Origin of the sequence: Streptomyces sp. WMMB303, from assembly GCF_029351045.1 — a bacterium.
GTDB lineage: Bacteria > Actinomycetota > Actinomycetes > Streptomycetales > Streptomycetaceae > Streptomyces.
Map to the genome: position 1 here is coordinate 5373687 of NZ_JARKIN010000001.1, position 18299 is coordinate 5391985.

10 protein-coding genes are annotated in these 18299 nt (G+C 73.9%); 1 reads left to right on the top strand and 9 read right to left on the bottom strand.

Annotation, left to right across the window (positions count from 1 at the left end; genetic code table 11):
- Positions 1 to 38: 38 nt before the first annotated feature.
- Together P2424_RS23560 and P2424_RS23565 are read right to left on the bottom strand one after the other, a co-directional pair.
- The gene (locus P2424_RS23560; RefSeq protein ID WP_276477725.1) at positions 39 to 1019 is read right to left on the bottom strand and encodes a cation diffusion facilitator family transporter; all 981 of its coding nucleotides are present in this window, start codon (positions 1017 to 1019) and stop codon (positions 39 to 41) included.
- A 328-nt stretch (positions 1020 to 1347) separates the two neighbouring features.
- Complete coding sequence (locus tag P2424_RS23565; RefSeq protein WP_276477726.1) at positions 1348 to 2199, bottom strand: potassium channel family protein; 852 nt, start codon at positions 2197 to 2199, stop codon at positions 1348 to 1350.
- A gap of 245 nt (positions 2200 to 2444) precedes the next feature.
- Between P2424_RS23565 and P2424_RS23570 the strand changes: the two genes are divergently transcribed.
- Complete coding sequence (locus tag P2424_RS23570) at positions 2445 to 3113, top strand: class I SAM-dependent methyltransferase (RefSeq protein WP_276477727.1); 669 nt, start codon at positions 2445 to 2447, stop codon at positions 3111 to 3113.
- A gap of 117 nt (positions 3114 to 3230) precedes the next feature.
- Here P2424_RS23570 and P2424_RS23575 read toward each other — a convergent pair whose 3' ends face one another.
- From P2424_RS23575 to P2424_RS23605, 7 genes are all read right to left on the bottom strand, one after another.
- A complete protein-coding gene (locus P2424_RS23575; protein WP_276477728.1) occupies positions 3231 to 4328 on the bottom strand; it encodes an HAD-IIIC family phosphatase in 1098 nt (365 codons plus the stop codon).
- Between the two features lie 42 nt (positions 4329 to 4370).
- Positions 4371 to 5522: an acyl-CoA dehydrogenase family protein gene (locus P2424_RS23580; RefSeq protein ID WP_276477729.1), complete on the bottom strand. Its 1152-nt coding sequence runs from the start codon at positions 5520 to 5522 to the stop codon at positions 4371 to 4373.
- Positions 5515 to 5820 carry an acyl carrier protein gene (locus P2424_RS23585; protein WP_276477730.1) on the bottom strand — a complete coding sequence of 102 codons (306 nt, stop codon included), beginning with the start codon at positions 5818 to 5820 and terminating at the stop codon, positions 5515 to 5517. The genes P2424_RS23580 and P2424_RS23585 overlap by 8 nt, the downstream gene beginning before the upstream one ends.
- On the bottom strand, positions 5817 to 6653 hold the full coding sequence (locus tag P2424_RS23590) for a 3-hydroxyacyl-CoA dehydrogenase family protein (protein ID WP_276479096.1): 837 nt from the start codon (positions 6651 to 6653) through the stop codon (positions 5817 to 5819). The genes P2424_RS23585 and P2424_RS23590 overlap by 4 nt, the downstream gene beginning before the upstream one ends.
- A 62-nt stretch (positions 6654 to 6715) precedes the next feature.
- Positions 6716 to 8773: an acyltransferase domain-containing protein gene (locus P2424_RS23595; RefSeq protein ID WP_276477731.1), complete on the bottom strand. Its 2058-nt coding sequence runs from the start codon at positions 8771 to 8773 to the stop codon at positions 6716 to 6718.
- A gap of 51 nt (positions 8774 to 8824) precedes the next feature.
- Positions 8825 to 12265, bottom strand: coding sequence for an ACP S-malonyltransferase (gene fabD, locus P2424_RS23600; RefSeq protein ID WP_276477732.1), 3441 nt, complete (start codon positions 12263 to 12265; stop codon positions 8825 to 8827).
- A complete protein-coding gene (locus tag P2424_RS23605) occupies positions 12262 to 18276 on the bottom strand; it encodes a non-ribosomal peptide synthetase (protein WP_276477733.1) in 6015 nt (2004 codons plus the stop codon). The genes fabD and P2424_RS23605 overlap by 4 nt, the downstream gene beginning before the upstream one ends.
- Positions 18277 to 18299 lie beyond the last annotated feature (23 nt).

Consider the following 18299-nt stretch of genomic DNA (forward strand, 5'->3'; position numbering starts at 1 on the left):
TGGGTACGGGAGCCGCCGGGTGCCCAAGGGCGCGGGGTTCACTGCGGGGGTTCGCCGGGCCGGTGGGTGGGCCCGTGGGTGTCCTCGGTGCCGCGCCCGCCCTCGCTGCCGCACCCGCCCTCGCGCGGAGCCTCGGGACGGTCGTCGATCTGGAGGAGGGCACCGCTGTCGTCCTCGCCCAGGTGATCGACCTGCAGGGTGGTGTGCGTGATGCCCCAGTCCTGGCGGAGCTGCCGCTGGAGGGCGCGGCGCACCCCGTGGCAGTCCCCGTCCGGGACGACCAGGACGTGCGCGGAGAGGGCCGGGCGGTTGGAGGTGATCTGCCAGATGTGCAGGTCGTGCACCCCGGCGACCTGGTCGGCCGCCGCCATGCGGTCGCCGACCGTGTCCGGGTCGATGCCCGCGGGGGCCGCTTCCAGGAAGATCCTCCCGGAGGCGCGGATGAGCCCGCTGCCCGCCCGGAGCATCAGCGCGACCACCGCGAGGGAGGCCAGCGCGTCCGCGCGGGCGAACCCGGTGGTCAGGACGATCAGCCCGGCCACCGCGGTGCCGAGGAACGCGTAGAGGTCGTTGAGGAGGTGCTGGAAGGCCCCTTCGACGTTGAGCGAGGTCCGGTTGGCGCGCGAGACGCACCACGTCGCGGCGACGTTGACCGCGATCCCGGCCAGCGCCGTCACCAGGACCCAGCCGCCCTCGACCTCCGGCGGGCGGATCAGCCGGCGGACCGCCTCGTAGCCGAGCCAGACCGCCAGCAGCACCAGCGTCAGGCCGTTGGCCTGCGCGGAGAGGATCTCGGCGCGCTTCAGGCCGAAGGTGTAGCCGCCGCGTGCGGGCCGGGCGGCCAGCCGCATCGCCACCAGCGCCAGCACGAGGGAGGCCGCGTCGGTGAGCATGTGCGCCGCGTCCGAGAGCAGCGCCAGCGAACCGGCCGCGAGGCCGACGGCGACCTCGGCGGCCATGAAGACGACGATCAGCGTCAGCGCGCCCGCCAGCCAGCGGCGGTCGGCGTCCGCGCGCACCCCGTGTGCGTGTCCGTCGTCCCGGCGTCCGCCGTCCCGGTGTCCATGGTCCTGGCGTCCCTCGTCCCGGCGTCCGGGTTCCTGGCATCCGCCGCCGGGTCGCGCACCGGAAGTCGAAGGGTCGTGGTCCTGCACTGGCGTGCCTCCAGAGCGGTCGCCGCGGTGCGGAGCCGGGGAAGCCGGGCGGGATGGGCGACCCCGCGGCTCCGGACACGGACTCCGCGCCACCACCAGTATCAGCGCCGGCCGCCGCCGCGCGGGATTTCCACTCCGCCGGCCGGGGCGCCGGTCCGGGGCAGCCCGGCGCGCCCCGGGGGCCGGCCGCGGATCAGCCGGTCCGCGGCGCTCCCGGCCCGTCCTCCGCCGGGGCAGGGTCCTGCCCGGTGGCCTGCCGTCCCACGGAGGCGAGCAGGGCCCGCTGCTCCTCCAGCTGGCGCTGCTGGGCGCGGATCACCTCGGTCAGCTCGTGGATCTCCTGGCGGGTCGCGGTCCGCTCCTCCGTACCGGCCGACGAGACGCGTTCGATGAACCAGGAGGCGAGCGAGGCGGAGACCACACCGAGCACTGCGATCCCGGCGATCATCAGCAGCACGGCCACCAGTCGGCCGGTCGTGGTGACCGGCGAGTAGTCCCCGTAGCCGACCGTGGTCACAGTGGCGAAGGCCCACCAGACAGCGTCGGGAAAGCTGTCGATGGTGGCCCCCTCGACGCCGCGCTCGGCATCCAGCACGGCCAGCGCCCCGCAGAACATCAGCAGCCCGGTGGCTCCGGCGGCATAGGTGGTGACCTGGCCGCGCAGCGAGACGGAGGCCCTGCGGTTGAGCACGCTCATCACGGTCAGCACCCGCAGCATGCGCAGCGGCCGGAAGAACGGCAGCACCACCGTCGCCAGGGTGAAGAGGTTGCGCTTGAAGTAGACCCAGCGGTCCACCGCGCGTACCAGCCGGACCACGTAGTCGAGGGCGAAGAGACCCCAGGTGATCCAGCTCGCCCAGGTGCAGGCGGTCCGCCACCGAGGGCTCAGGTCCGGCTGCAGGATCGGCCACGCGTACGCCGCGAGAAAGACCAGCACCACGCCCATCAGCAGCACGTCGACCACCGGCAGCGGCTCGGGGGGCTCCGGCGAAGCCTTGTCGGCCGGGAATGCTGTCGGCTCCGAGGTGTCCGTGCGCTCGTTCATCACGCGCGCACGATACCCAGGCCCGCTGCGCGGCCGACGGCTGGTGCCCGCCGCCCCGGGTGCCCCGGCCCCCGGGCCTGTCGCCTTCCGGCCCGGGCCCCGGCCGCACCGCTCGGATCCCGCGCACTCCCGGTGACCGGGCACCGGAGGCCGGGAACGGGAACGGCTCGGAGGTGACGGGAGGGGCGGTGCCGAGTCGGGTGCTGTACGGCGTGTTGAGGGGCGGGGGAGGCTACGTTGAGGGCATGGCCACTCAGATAGCTGCCACCGAGGAACTGCTCGCCTACATCGAGTCCGTCTCCCGCCCCGAGGACGAGGTGCTGGGCGCGCTGCGCGAGTTGACCGCAGAACTGCCCGGGGGGACAGCGATGCAGGTGCCGGCCGCGGAGGCGCGGTTCCTGTCGCTGCTGATCCGGTTGACCGGTGCGTCGAGAGTGCTGGAGATCGGCACCTTCACCGGATACAGCACGCTGTGCATGGCGCGGGCCCTGCCGGACGGGGGCAGGCTGACCACGTGCGAGGTCAACAGGAAGTGGACGGACATCGCCGCCGAGTTCTGGGAACGCGCGGGGGTGGCCGACCGGATCGACCTCCGGCTCGGCGACGCGCACGAGACGCTGGCCGGGCTGCGACAGGAGGGCGGCGGCGGACGGGTCGACCTCGTCTTCATCGACGCCGACAAGAAGAGCTACCCCGCCTACTACGAGGCGTCCCTCGAACTGGTCCGGCCCGGCGGACTGCTGGTGCTCGACAACACCCTCTTCTTCGGCCGGGTCGTCGACCCGGCGGCCGACGACCCCGACACGGTCGCCATCCGCGAGGTGAACGAACTCCTCCGCTCCGACGACCGGGTGGAGCCCGTCGTGCTGCCCGTCGCCGACGGGATCACCCTGGCCCGCAAGAAGGACGCCTAGCGCACCGGCCCCCGCATCGGTGCGGGGGCCGGGCTTCTCGGGCGGCGGACCGGGGCCCGGGAAGCCCGGCCCGGTGCCCGCACCGGGCCGGGCTTCCGGGTGGTCCCGGGCGCCGGGTCAGTCCGCGGCCTGCTCCAGGACGGGGGCGGCCAGCGGCGGTGCGGTCAGCCGCAGGGTGCTCGGCGGGTCGCGGTGCTCGGCCACCAGGTGGAGCCGCTGCACGCCCTCGGCCCCGGCGGCCGGCAGCGGGTTGCGGCAGTCGCACTCCTGGTCGTCGAAGCCGGCGAACCGGTAGGCGACCTCCATCATGCGGTTGCGGTCGGTGCGCCGGAAGTCGGCCAGCAGGTGGACCCCCGCACCGGCCGCCTCGGTCGCCAGCCAGTTCAGCACCGCCGTGCCGACGCCGAAGGAGACCACCCGGCAGGAGGTGGCCAGCAGCTTGAGATGCCAGGCCGCCGGGTGCCGCTCCAGCAGCAGGACACCGATCGCGCCGTGGGTGCCGAACCGGTCGGAGAGGGTGGCGACGAGCACCTCGTGGTCGTCGTCGGCGAGGAGTGCGCGCAGGGCTTCGTCGGAGTAGTGCACACCGGTGGCGTTCATCTGGCTGGTGCGCAGGGTCAGTTCCTCCACCCTGCTGAGTTCGGCCGGGGTGGCGCGGAAGATCTGCAGGTCCAGGTCGAGGGTGCGCAGAAACTCCTCGTCGGGGCCGGTGAACTCGGCGCGTTCGGCGTCCCGGCGGAAGTTCGCCCGGTACATCGCACGCCGCTTGCCGGAGTCGACCGTCCTGGTGGCCGGGGTGAACTCGGGCAGCGAGAGGAGCTCCGCGGCCCGCTCGGCCGGGTAGCAGCGGACCTCGGGCAGGTGGAACTCGACCTCGGCGCGTTCGGCGGGCTGGTCGTCGATGAAGGCGAGGGTGCGCGGGGCGAAGTTGAGTTGCTCGGCGATCGAGCGCACCGATTCCGACTTCGGCCCCCAGCCGATGGAGGCGAGCACGAAGTACTCGGCGACCCCCAGTTCCTCCAGCCTGGCCCAGGCGGGCTCGTGGTCGTTCTTGCTGGCCACGGCCTGCAGGATGCCGCGCGCGTCGAGTTCGACGACGACCGCGCGGATCTCCTCGGCGAGCCGCACCTCGGCGTCCTCGGACAGGGTGCCCTGCCACAGCGTGTTGTCCAGATCCCAGACCAGGCACTTCACCGTGGTCGTGTGTTCGCTCACCGTCCGGTGTCCTCTCGGGTGGTTGCTGGGAGCCCGGGCTCCTCAGGTGTAGACGCTCAACGCGTGTTCGGCCAGCAGCAGTTCGCAGATCTCACTGCTGCCCTCGATGATCTCCATCAGCTTGGCGTCCCGGTAGGCGCGCGCGACCGGATGGCCGTCCCGGGCGCCCGCCGAGGCCAGGACCTGGACCGCGGTGGCAGCCCCGGCCGCCGCCTGCCGGGAGCTCACGTACTTCGCGAGCACCGTGGCCGACACCATCTCCGGGGACCGGGTGTCCCAGCAGTGGCCGGCGTGCGCGCACGCCCGGGTCGCCGTCTGTTCTGCTGCCAGCAGTTCGGCCACATGCCGGGCGACGAGCTGGTGTCCTGCCAGCGGCTTGCCGAACTGCTGCCGGGTGCGGGCGTGCCGGCCGACCGCGGCCAGGCAGCCGCGCAGGATGCCGACACAGCCCCAGGCGACGGACATCCGGCCGTAGGAGAGCGCGGTGCCGACCAGCAGTTCGGTGGACTGCCCGGCGCCGCCGAGCACGTCGCCGGCGGGCACCCGCACCCCGTCCAGTCGGAGGTGGGCGTGCCCGGCGGCCCGGCACCCCATCGGCTCGGGCACCCGTTCCACCGTGACGCCGGGTGCCGTCGCGGGCACCACGACCGCGGCGGCGCCGTCGCCGTACCGGCCGAAGACCACGAGCAGGTCCGCGTAGCAGGCAGCGGTGATCCAGACCTTCTCGCCGGTCACCACCACGCTGTCGCCGTCCGGTTCGATGCGGGTGGCCATGGCGGAGAGGTCGCTGCCCGCCTCCGGTTCGCTGAAGGCGACGGCGGCCTGCTCACCGCCCGCCAGCCGGGGCAGCAGCGCGCCGCGCTGCCGCCGTTCGCCGAGCCGCTGGACGGTCCAGGCGGCCATCCCCTGCGAGGTCATCAGACTGCGCAGGGAGCTGCACCGGCTGCCGACGAACGCGGTCAGCTCGCCGTTCTCGGCGCTGCTCAGCCCGGGGCCGCCGTAGCGCCGGGGGATCTGCGCGGACATCAGCCCCTGCGCGCCGGCCGTGCGGACGACCTCCTCGGGGATGCGTCCGGCACGATCCCAGGCGTCGGCCGAGGTCTCGTCGACCAGTTCGGCGGCGACGGCCCGGAGCCGGTCGGGTTCCGCCACGGGGCCGGCCGCAGGGCCGGCCATGGCCGTTCCGTCAGCCACGCCCGGCTCCGTCTCCGGCGTCCTCGTTCTCCCCGGCGTCCTCGGCGCGCAGCCGCTGGACGAGCGCGGTCATGGCCGTCACGGTGCGCATGTTGTCCAGCCGCAGGTCGCTGCCCGCGATCTCGACGTCGAACGCCTCTTCCAGGAAGACCACGAGCTCCATGGCGAAGAGCGAGTTGACCCCGCCGGAGGCGAACACGTCGGTGTCCACCGCGAAGGAGGTCTTGGTGCGCTCCTCCAGGAACCGGGAGATCCGCTCGGCGATGACGTCGGCGGTCGGCTCGGGCGTGGTGGTCATGACGGGTTCCCTCCGTAGTCGTAGAAGCCGCGGCCGGTCTTCCGGCCGAAGTCGCCTGCCCGGACCTTGTCCAGCAGGAGCTGATCCGGTTCGCAGCCGGGGTCTCCGGTCCTCTCGTGGAGGACTCGCAGCGAGTCGGCGAGGTTGTCCAGACCGATCAGGTCGGCGGTGCGCAGCGGGCCGGTGCGGTGGCCGAGGCCGTTCTCGAAGAGCGCGTCCACCGTCTCGGGGGGCGCGGTGCCCTCGCGTACCGCCCGGATCGCGTCGTTGATCATGGGATGCAGCACCCTGCTGGTCACGAAGCCCGGGTTGTCGGCGACCACCAGCGGGGTGCGGCCCAGCGCGGTCAGCAGCGAGACGAGCGCGGCCTCGGCCGGGGCGCCGGTCCGCCTGCCGCGGATCACCTCGACGGTGGGGATCAGGCAGGGCGGGTTCATGAAGTGGGTGCCGAGGAACTCCTGCGGCCGGGCCACGGACGCGGCCAGTTCGTCGATCGGGATGGACGAGGTGTTGGAGACCACCGGTGTCCCGGGGCCCACGAGTGCGGAGACCTCGGCCAGTGCGGCGGCCTTCACCTCGGCCAGTTCGGTGACGGCCTCGATGACGGCGGTGGCCGTCGCGCCGTCCTTCGCCGCGGTGGTGGTGGTCAGCTCGCCGGGTGCGGCGGCGTCCGGCAGCGCCCCCGTCAGCCGGGCCAGCTTCAGTTCCCGGCGGATCCGCCGCCGGGCCTGTTCGAGCCGGGCCTCGTCCACGTCGACGAGGGTGACCGGCAGCCCGGAGCCGATGCCGAGCGCCGCGATGCCGACGCCCATCACCCCGGCTCCCAGGATCATCAGCCTGTGGTCGGTCCGTTCCTCCGACACCACACCTCCAAGGAGTGTCTTGTCCCATCCGGTCATGAGCCGTTCGACCAGCTCAGTGCGGGCAGTACGACCCCGAGCGCGCCCGCCAGATCCCCGCGGTCCACCGCACGCCAGAACCCGTCCCCGGCCGCGCCCGGCGCGGCCCGGCCGGTTGCGGCCTCCGGTCCGGTCGTGGCGGCCCCGCGCGGGAACTCCTGCGGCAGCGGCCCGGAAGGCAGTTCGATCCGGCCGCGGGAGGCGCAGGCCTTCGCCCAGTCGACCGGCACCCCGGCCACCTGGGCCTCGGCCAGGGAGGTGAGCATGCGCTGCGCTGTGCTCTCCCCCATCCGCAGCGAGCCGACGGCCCGGACCTCGGTCCCGGTGTCCGCGGCGATGTCCGCCACCGGGGCGGTCAGCAGCGGATGCGCGGAGGGTTCGACGAAGGTGCTGAACCCCAGCCTCAGCAGGGTGCGCACCGCGCTGTCGAACTCCACCGTCCGGCGCAGGTTCTGGTACCAGTACTCGGTGTCGAGCGCGGCGGGGTCCAGGACGCGGCCGGTCACCGTCGAGCAGAGCAGGGTGTCGGTGGAGTGGTGGCGGAGCGGCCCGACCTCGTCGAGCAGGGGGCCGTGGAGCGCGTCGACCTGCGCCGAGTGGGAGGCGAAGTCCGAGACGATCCGGGCCACCCGGACGCCCTCGTCCACGAGTCGCGCGAACAGCTCCTCGATGGCGTCCGGGCTGCCGGCCACGCTGGTGGTGGCCGGTCCGTTGACGGCCGCGACGGCGAGCCCGCCGCCGAGCTCCGCCAGCCGTTCGCGGACCTGCGCGGCGGGCAGCGGCACGGACAGCATGGCGCCCTTGCCCGCCAGTGCCCCGGCGATGAGGCGGCTGCGCGTGGCCACCACGCGGGCGGCGTCCGGCAGCCGGAGCGCGCCCGCGACATGGGCTGCGGCGATCTCGCCCTGCGAGTGCCCCAGCACGGCCGCCGGGACCACCCCGAAGGACCGCCAGACGGCGGCGAGCGAGACCGTGACGGTGAACAGCGCGGGCTGCACCACCTCGACCCGGTTCAGCGAGGCCGCGCCGCGGCGACCGCGCACCACGTCGACCAACGACCAGTCCACGTAGGGGGCGAACGCCTCCGCGCAGGCCAGGACGCTCTCCCGGAACGCCGGGGAGCTGTCCCACAGTCCGCCGCCCATGCCGCGCCACTGGCCCCCGGCGCCGGGGAACATCATCACCACGCCACCGGACGGCCGCGCGGTGCCGCGCACCACACCCTCCTGGTCGTGCCCGGCGGCCAGCGCGTCGAGCCCGGTCAGCAGCTCCTCGCGGTCCGCGCCCACCGCGACCGCGCGGTGCTCGGCGGCGCCCCGGCCGGTCGCCAGGGCGTGTGCGACGTCGTGGCTGTCCAGTTCGGGGCGCTCGCGCAGATACGCGGCGAGCAGCCGCGCCTCGGCCCGCACCCCGGTCTCCGAGCGGCTCGAGAGCGGCCAGGGCACCGCACCGCTCAGCACGGGCCGACCCTGGTCATGGGCCTGCGGGTCCGCGGCGGTGGCGGTCAGCTCGGGGGCGGCGGCCGGCGGCTCCCGATCCGCGGCCGGGGCGGCACGGGCGGTGGAGGCCGACGGCGGCGCCTGGAACCGCCGTACGGCCACGAGCAGTTCGGTGACCCCGGGGGGCGCGGCTCCGCTGCCGGTGGCGAGTTCGAGCAGGCACAGGCCCGGCTCACCGGCGGCCCGCGCGTCGGACAGCCGTCTGAGGAGCAGCCAGCCGCCCGGCCGCGCGGTGGTACCGGCCACGGCGGTGCGCGCGATGCCGCCGCGCAGCCAGGAGAGCGCCGCCGCGACGGCGTTGCGCAGCGGCGGGTTCCCGGACGGCAGGCGCCCGACGGGCGCACCCGGCAGCGGGTCCTCGGCGGCGCCGTGCGGCCCCTCCAGGAACACCGCGGCCGCGCCGGGGTCCGGTCGGCCCGGCGCAGCGGGCCCGGGCCCGAGGGCGGCCGGGACCGTGCCCCGGAACGCGTCCGGCGCGCCGGACACCCCGAGGACCGCGATCGGGTCACCGCCCGCCGCGGTGCCCTCGGGTACGGGTGACAGCACGAAACTCACTACGGGAAACCTCCGGGAGAACGGAACCGCCGCACCGGGACCGGCGGCCGGTCAGCGGACGGGCTCGCGCCGTCGCGCGTCGAGCAACTTCACAGTGCCGCCGAGCAGATGTTCGGTAATCGTATCGATGTTGCGGCGCTGCCAGGGTTCGAGTTCGGTACCCCGCACCCAGTCGTTGAAGGCACCCATCGCGGGACCGCAGGGGATGTGGTAGTCGACCTTCCGGGTGGCGTCGCCCTGCCGCGCCAGGGACAGCCCCTGGACGAGGTAGCTCCGGAAGACCGCGGCCATGTCCTGCTTCGGGCTGCCGCTCGGCCCGACCTCGGAGAGCACCTCGGCGAAGGGACGGCGCAGGTACCGCCGCTCGATCTCGTCCCGGGTACCGGAGTCGATGTCCTGCCAGCGGTCGTGAGCACGCCAGAGCTGGTGCAGCTTCGCCGCCTTGGCCGGGTAGAACACCCCCTTGCGGACGACGGTGTTCCGCACGCCCAGCTCGAACATCTCGGGCCAGGGCGCGTCGTCCACGTCGTGTACGGACAGGCTCTGCAGGATGTCCTTGGTGTGCGGGCTGGTGGCCGCCTCGACGGTGCACTGGTTGACCGATCCCGTCAGCAGGAACTCCGCGCCCATGAACAGCGCGGCGGCAGCCGCCTCGGGCGTACCGATCCCGCCCGCCGCGCCCACGTGCACCCGCTGCCGCGCACCGGCGGTCAGCCGGTCGCGCAGCCGCAGGACCGAGGGCAGCACGGTGGCCACACTCGCCGGGCTGCTCAGCCACCCGGCACCGGCCTCGACCACCAGGTCCGTCGCGACGGGGACCGAGCCGGCACCGGCCGCCTCCTCATGGGTGAGGTGTCCGTGCTCACGCAGGTGCCGCACCACGTCCGCGGGTGCGGGCGAGAGCAACTGCTCCGCCAGGTCCGTGCGGTTCACCTTCGCCAGCACCGCTCCGCCCTTGAGCCGGAACTTCACCAGCGCGGGGGTGATCTCCAGGTGGCCGGACGCCTCCACCACCCGTACCCCCAGCCGCAGATACAGCTCCGCCAGCGCCAGCTCCCGCTCGGGGTCGGCCTGCTGGTAGGGCAGCGCCGCCCCGTAGGGGTTGTCCCGGCCCAGCCCGGCGACCACCGTGCCGAGTCCGCTCTCCACCTCGGCGGGGGTGAGGCCGCCCGCACCGTAGAAGCCCATACCGCCCGACTTGGCGAGCCGGGAGAGCAGATCCGGGCCCGAGACCCCGCCGTACATCGAGCCCGCGAGGCAGGCGTGCCGCAGTCCGTAGCGCTCGCGGAACGAGGCGGCGCCGAGATTGGTGAACTCCGCGGTCCCGTCCGGGTCCGCCCATCCTGCCGTGCTCGCCGCTCCGGCCCCGGCCGGGGCCGGAGCGGCCGGACGGGCACCACTCGCCCCGGGAGCCGGATCCGCCGGTTCGGGGGCCGGAGCGGCCCCGGGTTCCCCGGCGGCCGCGGGAGCTTCCCGCGGTCCGTCCGGGGGGACGGGCGCGGGCTCGTGCGCGGGACCGCTCGCGGACCCGGCTTCCACCCGGGACACCTCGGGTACGGCGGCCGGTGCGGCGGCCGCGGGCGGACCGGCAGCGGGCGAGTCCGCCACCGGCGCCTCCGCGGACGCCTGTTTCTCGATCCGGGCCACCAGGTTGCGCAGCACCCGGCCCGGGCCCAGCTCGACGAACTCGAACGGGCCGCGCTGCCGCAGATACCGGACCGAGTCGAGCCACCGGACGGGGTGGTCCATCTGCCGGGTGAGCCGGTGGACGAGTCCCGCCGCGTCGTGCGGCCGGGCGTCGACGTTGGCGATCACTGGGATCCGCGGTTCCTTCAGCGGGAGGCCGGCGAGGAACCGGCCGAACTCCTCGGCGGCTTCGGAGACGAACGGGGAGTGCAGCGCGCCGCCCACCCGCAGTCTGCCGTAGCGGGCCCCGGCCGCCTCGGCCAGCGGCTTGACGGCGTCCAGGCCGCTGTCGGAGCCGGCCAGCACGATCTGGTCGGCGGCGTTGATGTTGGCGATGTGGACGTCGTCGATCCCGGCGATCAGCGACTCGACGGCCGGCAGGTCGCAGCCGACGACGGCGGCCATCGAGCCGGTGGCGACCTGTCCCATCAGCTCCCCGCGGCGGGCGACCATGCGCAGTCCGGTCTCGAAGTCGAAGACTCCGGCGGCGAACAGTGCCGCGTACTCGCCCAGGCTGTGCCCCACCAGGTAGTCCGGCGGGGCCGGATCCTCCGCCAGGCGCGCCAGATAGGCGAGTGCCGAGACGGTGTAGAGCGCGGGCTGGGTGTACTCGGTCTGCCGGAGCCGGCCCTGCGGGTTGTGCTCGCACAGCTCGCGGACGGAGTAGCCGAGGACGGCGTCGGCAGTGGCGGTCTCGGCGGGGAACCGGTCGAACAGCTCGGCGCCCATGCCCTGGGACTGGGAGCCCTGGCCCGGGAACCCGTATACCTTGGCGACCTGCATCGAAGCTCCTTCCGCCACAGGCGGGGCGGACTGGACGGACGGGGCGGGCCGGACGGCCCTCGGTACGGCGCCGGCCGCGGGCCGGAAGGTGTCCCGGGCCTTGGCGAGTTGCCGGCTGTCGTGGCCGAAGATGCTCAGCAGCGGATACGAGCGGCCCCGCGCGGGGCCCAGCAGTGCGGTGGTCAGGTTGTGCAGCGTGCTGGAGGGGCCCAGGTCGAGGTAGCGGTGCGGGCCGGTCCGCTCCAGGCCCCGGACGGCGCGTTCGAACTCGATCGGACCGGACACCACCTGCCAGTAGTGCTCGGCCGTCGGACGCGCCACCGGCTCCCCGGTGGCGCAGGAGACGAGGGGGATGCGCGGCTCCCGCAGCTCCAGGCCTGCCAGCAGCTCCTGGCAGGCCGCCCGGCGGGAGTCCAGCAGCCGCGAGTGGAAGGCGTACTCGACCGAGACGCGCTGGCAGGGCACCTCAGCGGCGCGCAGCGCCGCCTCGGCGGCCGCCAGCCCCTCCTGGGCCCCGGAGACCACGAAGTGCTCGGGACCGTTGCGCGCGGCCAGGTCGGTGTGGTCCCGCAGCGCGGGCATCCGCTCATGCAGGCCGGGGTCGGCGAGCACGGCGAGCATCCCGCCGGGGGGCAGCCCCTCCAGCGCCCTGGCCTGCTCGACGACCAGTCGCAGGCACTCCGGGACGGTGAGCACGCCGGAGACCGCGGCCGAGGTGAACTCGCCCAGGCTCGATCCGAGGAGCAGGTCGGGCACGATGCCGTCCGCGCGCAGCATTTCGACCGCGGCCAGCTCGATCATCACGATCGCCGGATGGGTGACCAGGGTGTCGACGAACGGCTCCCCCACCCGACCGCCGTGGTAGAGCTGGGCCACCACCGAGCGGCCGAGCAGTTCGGCGACCATGGTGTCGAGACGGTCGAGTTCGGTGCGGAAGACCGGCTCCTGGTGGTAGAGGCTCTCGCCCATCCCGAAGTGCTGGGAGCCCTGGCCGGAGAACATGAAGACGGTCGGGGTGCTCACTGCTCACCTCCGGCGAGCGCGAGGATGTCCTTGATCACGAAGCGCCCCTCCCGGAAGCCGGACACCGGGCCGGCGGGGGCCGTGGCCCGGCGCGCCGCGGCCAGCAGGTCGCGCACCGGGGCTTCCCCGGCGTCCAGCAGGGCCCGCATGACCTCCGCGTAGGCACCCAGGAGGAAGCTGACGGTCTCGTCGGTGAACAGGTCCCGGTAGTAGGACATGTGCAGGGTCATGGTGCTGGTGGGGAAGACGTCGACCCGCAGCGGGAAACCCATCCGGGTCACGTAGTACCCCGGCGGGAACCGCTCGGAGGTGTCGATCCCGACGTTCTGGAAGACCAGGTAGCTCTCGCAGGGCAGTTGGCCGGGCGGCAGTTCGCCGTGTGCGAGGGCCTCGTCGAGCACCGTGTACTCGTGGGCCGCGACCTCCGCCATGTCGGCCATCACCCGGCGCAGCAGTTCCGGGAGGGGCTCGGCGCCGTCGATCCGGGTGCGCAGCGGCAGGATGTTCAGCGTGGGCCCGACCATGGTGTCCAGGCCCTCCAGCGCGGCGGAGCGGCCGTTGAGCAGCATGCCGTGCGCGACGTCGGCCCGGTCGCCGTCCCCGGTGAAGGCTCCGACGGTGAGCGCCCACCCGGCCTGGAACAGCGTGTTGAGCGTGGTCTTCCGTTCCGGGACCAGGGCCCGCAGCCCGGCGGCGAGGTCGTCGGGCAGGCTGATCCACTGGCGGCCGTAGCCCTCCTCGGCTCCCACCTTGTTGCCGGGAACGGCGGGCGCCAGCGCCACCGGTTCCCTCAGTCCGGCCAGTGCGCGGCGCCAGTGGTCCGCCTCGGCCGCGCGGTCGCGTGCGCGGGTCTCGGCGACGAAGTCGGCGAAGCGCAGGCCGGTCTCGGGTGCCGGGGTCTGCCCGGCCGTCAGATCGGCGATCACCGCATCGAACTGGCGGGCGATGATGTCGTAGGACCAGCCGTCCAGGCACAGGTAGCTGAGGCTGGTCACCATCAGGCAGTGCTCCTCGTCCAGGTCGGCGACGAAGTAGCGCAGCCCCCCGGGTACCGCCGGGTCGACCCCGCGCTCCCGGTCGGCCGCCAGGTGGCGCTCCAGCTCGGCGTCCTGCTCGCCGGGGGACAGCTCCCGCCAGTCGGCGTACTCGAACTCGACCCGGGGTTCGCGGTGCACGACCTGCATCGGCTCCTCGACGCCCTCCCAGACGAAGGAGGTGCGCAGCGCCTCGTAGGCGCGGGCCAGTTCGGTCGCCGCCGCGCTGAACACCGCCGGGTCGACCATCCCGCGCGGCATGGGGGTGAGCCGGTGCACCTGGAAGGCGCCGGTGGTGGGGTGGTCGAGCAGGGTGCGCAGCGCCCACGACTGGAACGGCGCCAGCGGGTGGACGGCTTCCACGGCAGGGTCGGCGCGCAGCCGGTCCAGCACGCCGGCGGCCGGATCGCCGCCGGCGTCCACGGCGTCCGCCGGCCCGGCGGACTCGGCTCGATCCGGTTCGGCCTCCGCGGTGACGGCCGCGGCCAGCTCGCCGAGGGTGCCGTGCTGGAAAAGCATCTGCGGGGTGAGTTCGATGCCGCGTTTGCGGGCGGCCGTGACGACGCGGATGGTGTGGATCGAATCACCGCCCAGCTGGAAGAAGTTGCTGCCCGCACCGACCCGGCCTGCGCCCAGCACCTCCTGCCAGATCTCGGCGAGGGCGCGTTCGGTCCCGGTGGCCGGTTCGACCACGTCCTCGGTGTCGTCGGCGAGCTCGGGCAGCGGCTCGGGGAGGGCCGTGCGGTCCAGCTTGCCGTTGGTGTTGATCGGGAAGCGGGTCAGCGGCACATACGACGAGGGCACCATGTAGTCCGGCAGCCGGTCCTTCAGGTGCGCGCGCAGTTGCGGCAGGAGCGCAGCGGCGGTGTGGGCGAACGCCGGGTCCGTCGAGGTGTCCTCCGCGCGGATGTGCTCGGCCGGCCGGTCGGCGATCCACTGCCGGGCCGTGCCGGGAGTGGCGAGCAGCACCGTGTAGCGGCCGTCGTCGGCGCCCGGCGTCCAGCTGAGCCGGGCGGTGCGGCCGAGCCGTCCGGCCAGCCGCCACCAGCGCTCCGGGTGCACCGCGCCGCCGTCGGAGGGCCCGGCGCCGTCGGCGGGCAGTGCCGGTGCCGGGTCCTCGGGACCGGCCCGGTCGAGCGCGGCGCGCGCCGCGACGACGTCGGCCAGCCGCGCGTTGGGCACACCGCGCACCACGACCGCCTCCGGGTCGCGGGTGCGGATCAGCTCCTCGACGGAGGCGAGGGTGGTCCCGTCCGCCGCCCAGTCGAGCACGGTGCCGGGCACCTGCTGGGCCACCGGCGCTCCGGTGTGCAGGACGGCGTCGTAGCGGTAGCGGTTCATCTCGTTGTCCCGCTCACCGCGCCGCAGCTGCGTCTCGACCCGGCTGATTTCGGGATGGTCGCGGCGCAGCAGGTCGAAGAAGGCGGGATCCAGGACGAGTTCGCGGTCCTGCGCGGCGGCGTGCCGGATCCGGGTCCGCGCCTGGGCGGCGCCGGGTGCGGCGTCGGCGCGGCGCAGCTCGACGTCGGCGTGGAAGGTGTCGAACACCTGGAGCGCGCGTACGTCGCCGACGAACACCGTGCCGCCGTCGGCGACGACCCGCAGCGCTCCCGCGATCACCTCGCGCAGATAGGCCGGGTCGGGGAAGTACTGGACCACCGAGTTGATGACGACGGTGTCGAACTGTCCGGTTGCGAACGCGGTCAGGTCGTGGGCGGGCAGCACGTGCAGCTCGACGCCCGACAGGTCGGGCCGGGGCTCGACCACGGTCTCGCGCAGGTTCCGGACGGCCGTCGCGGACATGTCGGTGCCGTGGTATTCGGCGCAGTGCGGGGCGATCCGGGACAGCAGCAGGCCCGTGCCGCAGCCGATCTCCAGCACCCGCTCCGGGCCCAGCTCCAGCACGCGGTCGACCGTGCTGGTCGTCCATTCCCACATGTCCATCGCGGACAGCGGCGCGCCGGTGTAACTGCTGTTCCAGCCGCGGATGTCGAAGCCCGGTTCGACGGCCGGGCCCTCGTCGTAGACCCGGTCGAACACCTCGCGCCACTCCACGCCGCGGTCGCCGTCACCGGCGGCGTCGACGGTGTCGGTGGCTCCGTCGGCTTCGGTGCCGGGGTCGGCGTCGGCGTCCCGCTGGGGGATCACGTAGGCGACGAGCCGGTTGCCGTCCGCGTCGGGAAGGACGACGGCCTCCCGTACCCCGCGGTGCTCGGCGAGCGCCGCGCCGACCTCGCCCAGCTCCACCCGGTGCCCGCGGATCTTGACCTGCTGGTCGGCGCGGCCGATGTACTCCAGTTCGCCACCGGGCAGCCAGCGCACCAGGTCCCCGGAGCGGTACTCGCGCCCGCCGGGGCCCTCGACGAACCGCTCGGCGTTCAGCTCCGGGCGGTCCAGATAGCCCAGGGTCACCCCGTTGCCGCCCACGTACAGCTCGCCGCGCACCCCGATCGGGCTGGGCTCACCGTAGCCGTCCAGCACCCGCGCCGACAGGTCGGGCATGGGGACGCCGATGGGCGACCCGGACGAGGCCCACTCCAGGTCGGCCCGGGTGATCTCGCGGTAGGTGACGTGCACGGTGGTCTCGGTGATGCCGTACATGTTGACCAGCCGGGGCTGCCGGTCCCCGTGCCGGTCGAACCACGGGCGCAGCCCCGGTACGTCCAGCGCCTCGCCGCCGAAGACCACCAGGCGCAGGGCCAGTTCGCCCGGCGGCGCCGCCTCCTCGGCCGCGATCAGGTGCCGGAAGGCCAGCGGCGTCTGGCTGAGGACGGTCACCCGCTCCTCGCGCAGCAGCCGGAGGAAGTCCTCCGGCGAACGGCTGACCGCGTGGGGGACGATGACGAGGGTGCCGCCGTGGGTGAGGGCGCCGAACAGCTCCCACACCGACATGTCGAAGCTCGCGGAGTGGAACAGGGACCAGATGTCCTGCGGACCGAACCCGAACCAGTGGTCGGTCGCCGCGAACAGCCGAGTGAGGTTGGCGTGGCTGACCTGCACGCCCTTGGGCCTGCCGGTGGATCCGGAGGTGTAGATGACGTACGCCGGATCCTGCGGCCCCGCGCCGGGCAGCCGCCCCGGTGCCGCCGCGGGCGGATGACCCTCGACGGTCACCACCGCGGCGCCGCCGGCCGCGAGACGGTCGGCCAGGTGCCGCTGGGTGACGACGATCCGCGCCTTGCTGTCGTCGAGGAGATACCGGATCCGCTCGGCGGGGTAGGCCGGATCGATCGGCACATAAGCGCCGCCCGCCTTGAGGATGCCCAGCACGCCCGAGACCAGCTCCGGTGCCCGCTCGGTGGCCAGCGCGACCAGCGTGCCGCGCCCCACGCCCCGGTCGCGCAGGACGCGGGCCAGCGCGTCGGACTGCTCGTCGATCTCGCGGTAGGTGAAGCCGGTGCCCTCGTGCCGTACCGCCACCGCGTCGGGTGCGCGGCGTGCGTGCTCGGCGAACAGCTCGTGGGCCGGCTCGGCGGGCACGGGAACAGTGCCGGACTGCGGCCCCCACTCGTCCTCGATCCGTGCCCGCTCCTGGTCGGTCATCACCGGCAGCCGGGCGATGGTGGTGCCGGCGTCCCGCCCCACGGCCTCCAGCACGGTGCGGTAGGCGGCCAGCAGCCGGTCGACGGTGGCGTGGTCGAACACCGCGGAGTTGTACTCGACCTCCACCAGCAGGTCGTCGTTGCGGTCGACGATGCTGATCCACAGGTCGAACTTGGAGGTGGCGTTGCGTACGCCGGAGATGCGCTCGACGGTCAGTCCGGCCGGGGAGCGCAGCGGCCGCGCCGGCAGGAAGTTGAAGCAGACCTGGAAGAGCGGGTTCTGGCTGAGGTAGCGCTCGGGCCGCAGATCCTCCACGATCGCCTCGAACGGGACCTCCTGGTTGCGCTGCGCGCCGGAGGCGCCCTCCTGCACCGCGGCCACCAGGTCGGCGAAGGTCTGCTCACCGCTGACCTGGGTGCGGTGCACCAGGGTGTTGACGAAGAAGCCGATCAGCGGTTCGACGTCGGTGTGGGTGCGGTTGGTGACCGGTGAGCCCACCGGGATGTCGCGCTGCCCGGTCCAGCGGTGCAGCAGTGCCTGGAGCGCCGCGAGCAGCACCGTGTACAGGCCGACGCCCTGCTCGCGGGCCAGCTCCTGGAGCCCGTCGCGCACCGCGCCGGGGAAGACCAACTCGGCGTCGCCGCCCTCGAAGTTCTGCACGGCGGGGCGGGGCCGGTCGAAGGGCAGTTCCAGGTGCTCGGTGATGCCGGAGAGCCGCTCCCGCCAGTAGGAGAGCTGGTTCTCCAGCCGTTCGCCGCTCAGGTGCTCCCGCTGCCAGAGCGCGAAGTCGGGGTACTGGATGGGCAGTTCCTTGAAGGGGGACGGCCGGCCCGCGTCGTAGGCGTCGTAGAGGGTCAGCAGCTCCTCCCAGAACAGCCCCAGCGACCATCCGTCGACGACCACGTGGTGCGCGTTGAGGAAGACCACCCAGCGCTCCTCGGCCAGCCGGAAGAGCACGACCCGCAGCAGCGGCCCCTCGGCCAGGTCGAACGGCTCCCTGGCGAGTTCGGCGATCCGGGCGTCCAGCCGCTCGGGTTCCGCGCGCAGGTCGTGCGTGACGACCGGGACGGTCAGTTCCTCGGCCACACGCTGCCACGGTTCGCCGTCCTCGTCCGGCAGCGTGGTGCGCAGCGCCTCGTGCCGGCGCACGATCTCGTCCACGGCGCGGCCGATCAGGTCCGGGCGCAGCGGGCCGCTGATGGCGAAGGTCATCACCACGTTGTAGGCGGGGCTGCCGGGCACCATCTGGTCGAGGAACCACAGCCTGCGCTGCGCGAACGACAGCGGGGGCCGGACCCCCGGATCGCGCCGGGGAATGCCGCCGCCCGCCGCTGACCCCGGCTGCCGACGGCCCCCGGCCAGCTTGGCCAGCAGCGCCCGCTTCTGCGGCGACAGCCGATCGCTGCCCGCGCCGGCCTTCTCGTCCAATGACATGGGGAGTGCTCCTTCTGCCGAGT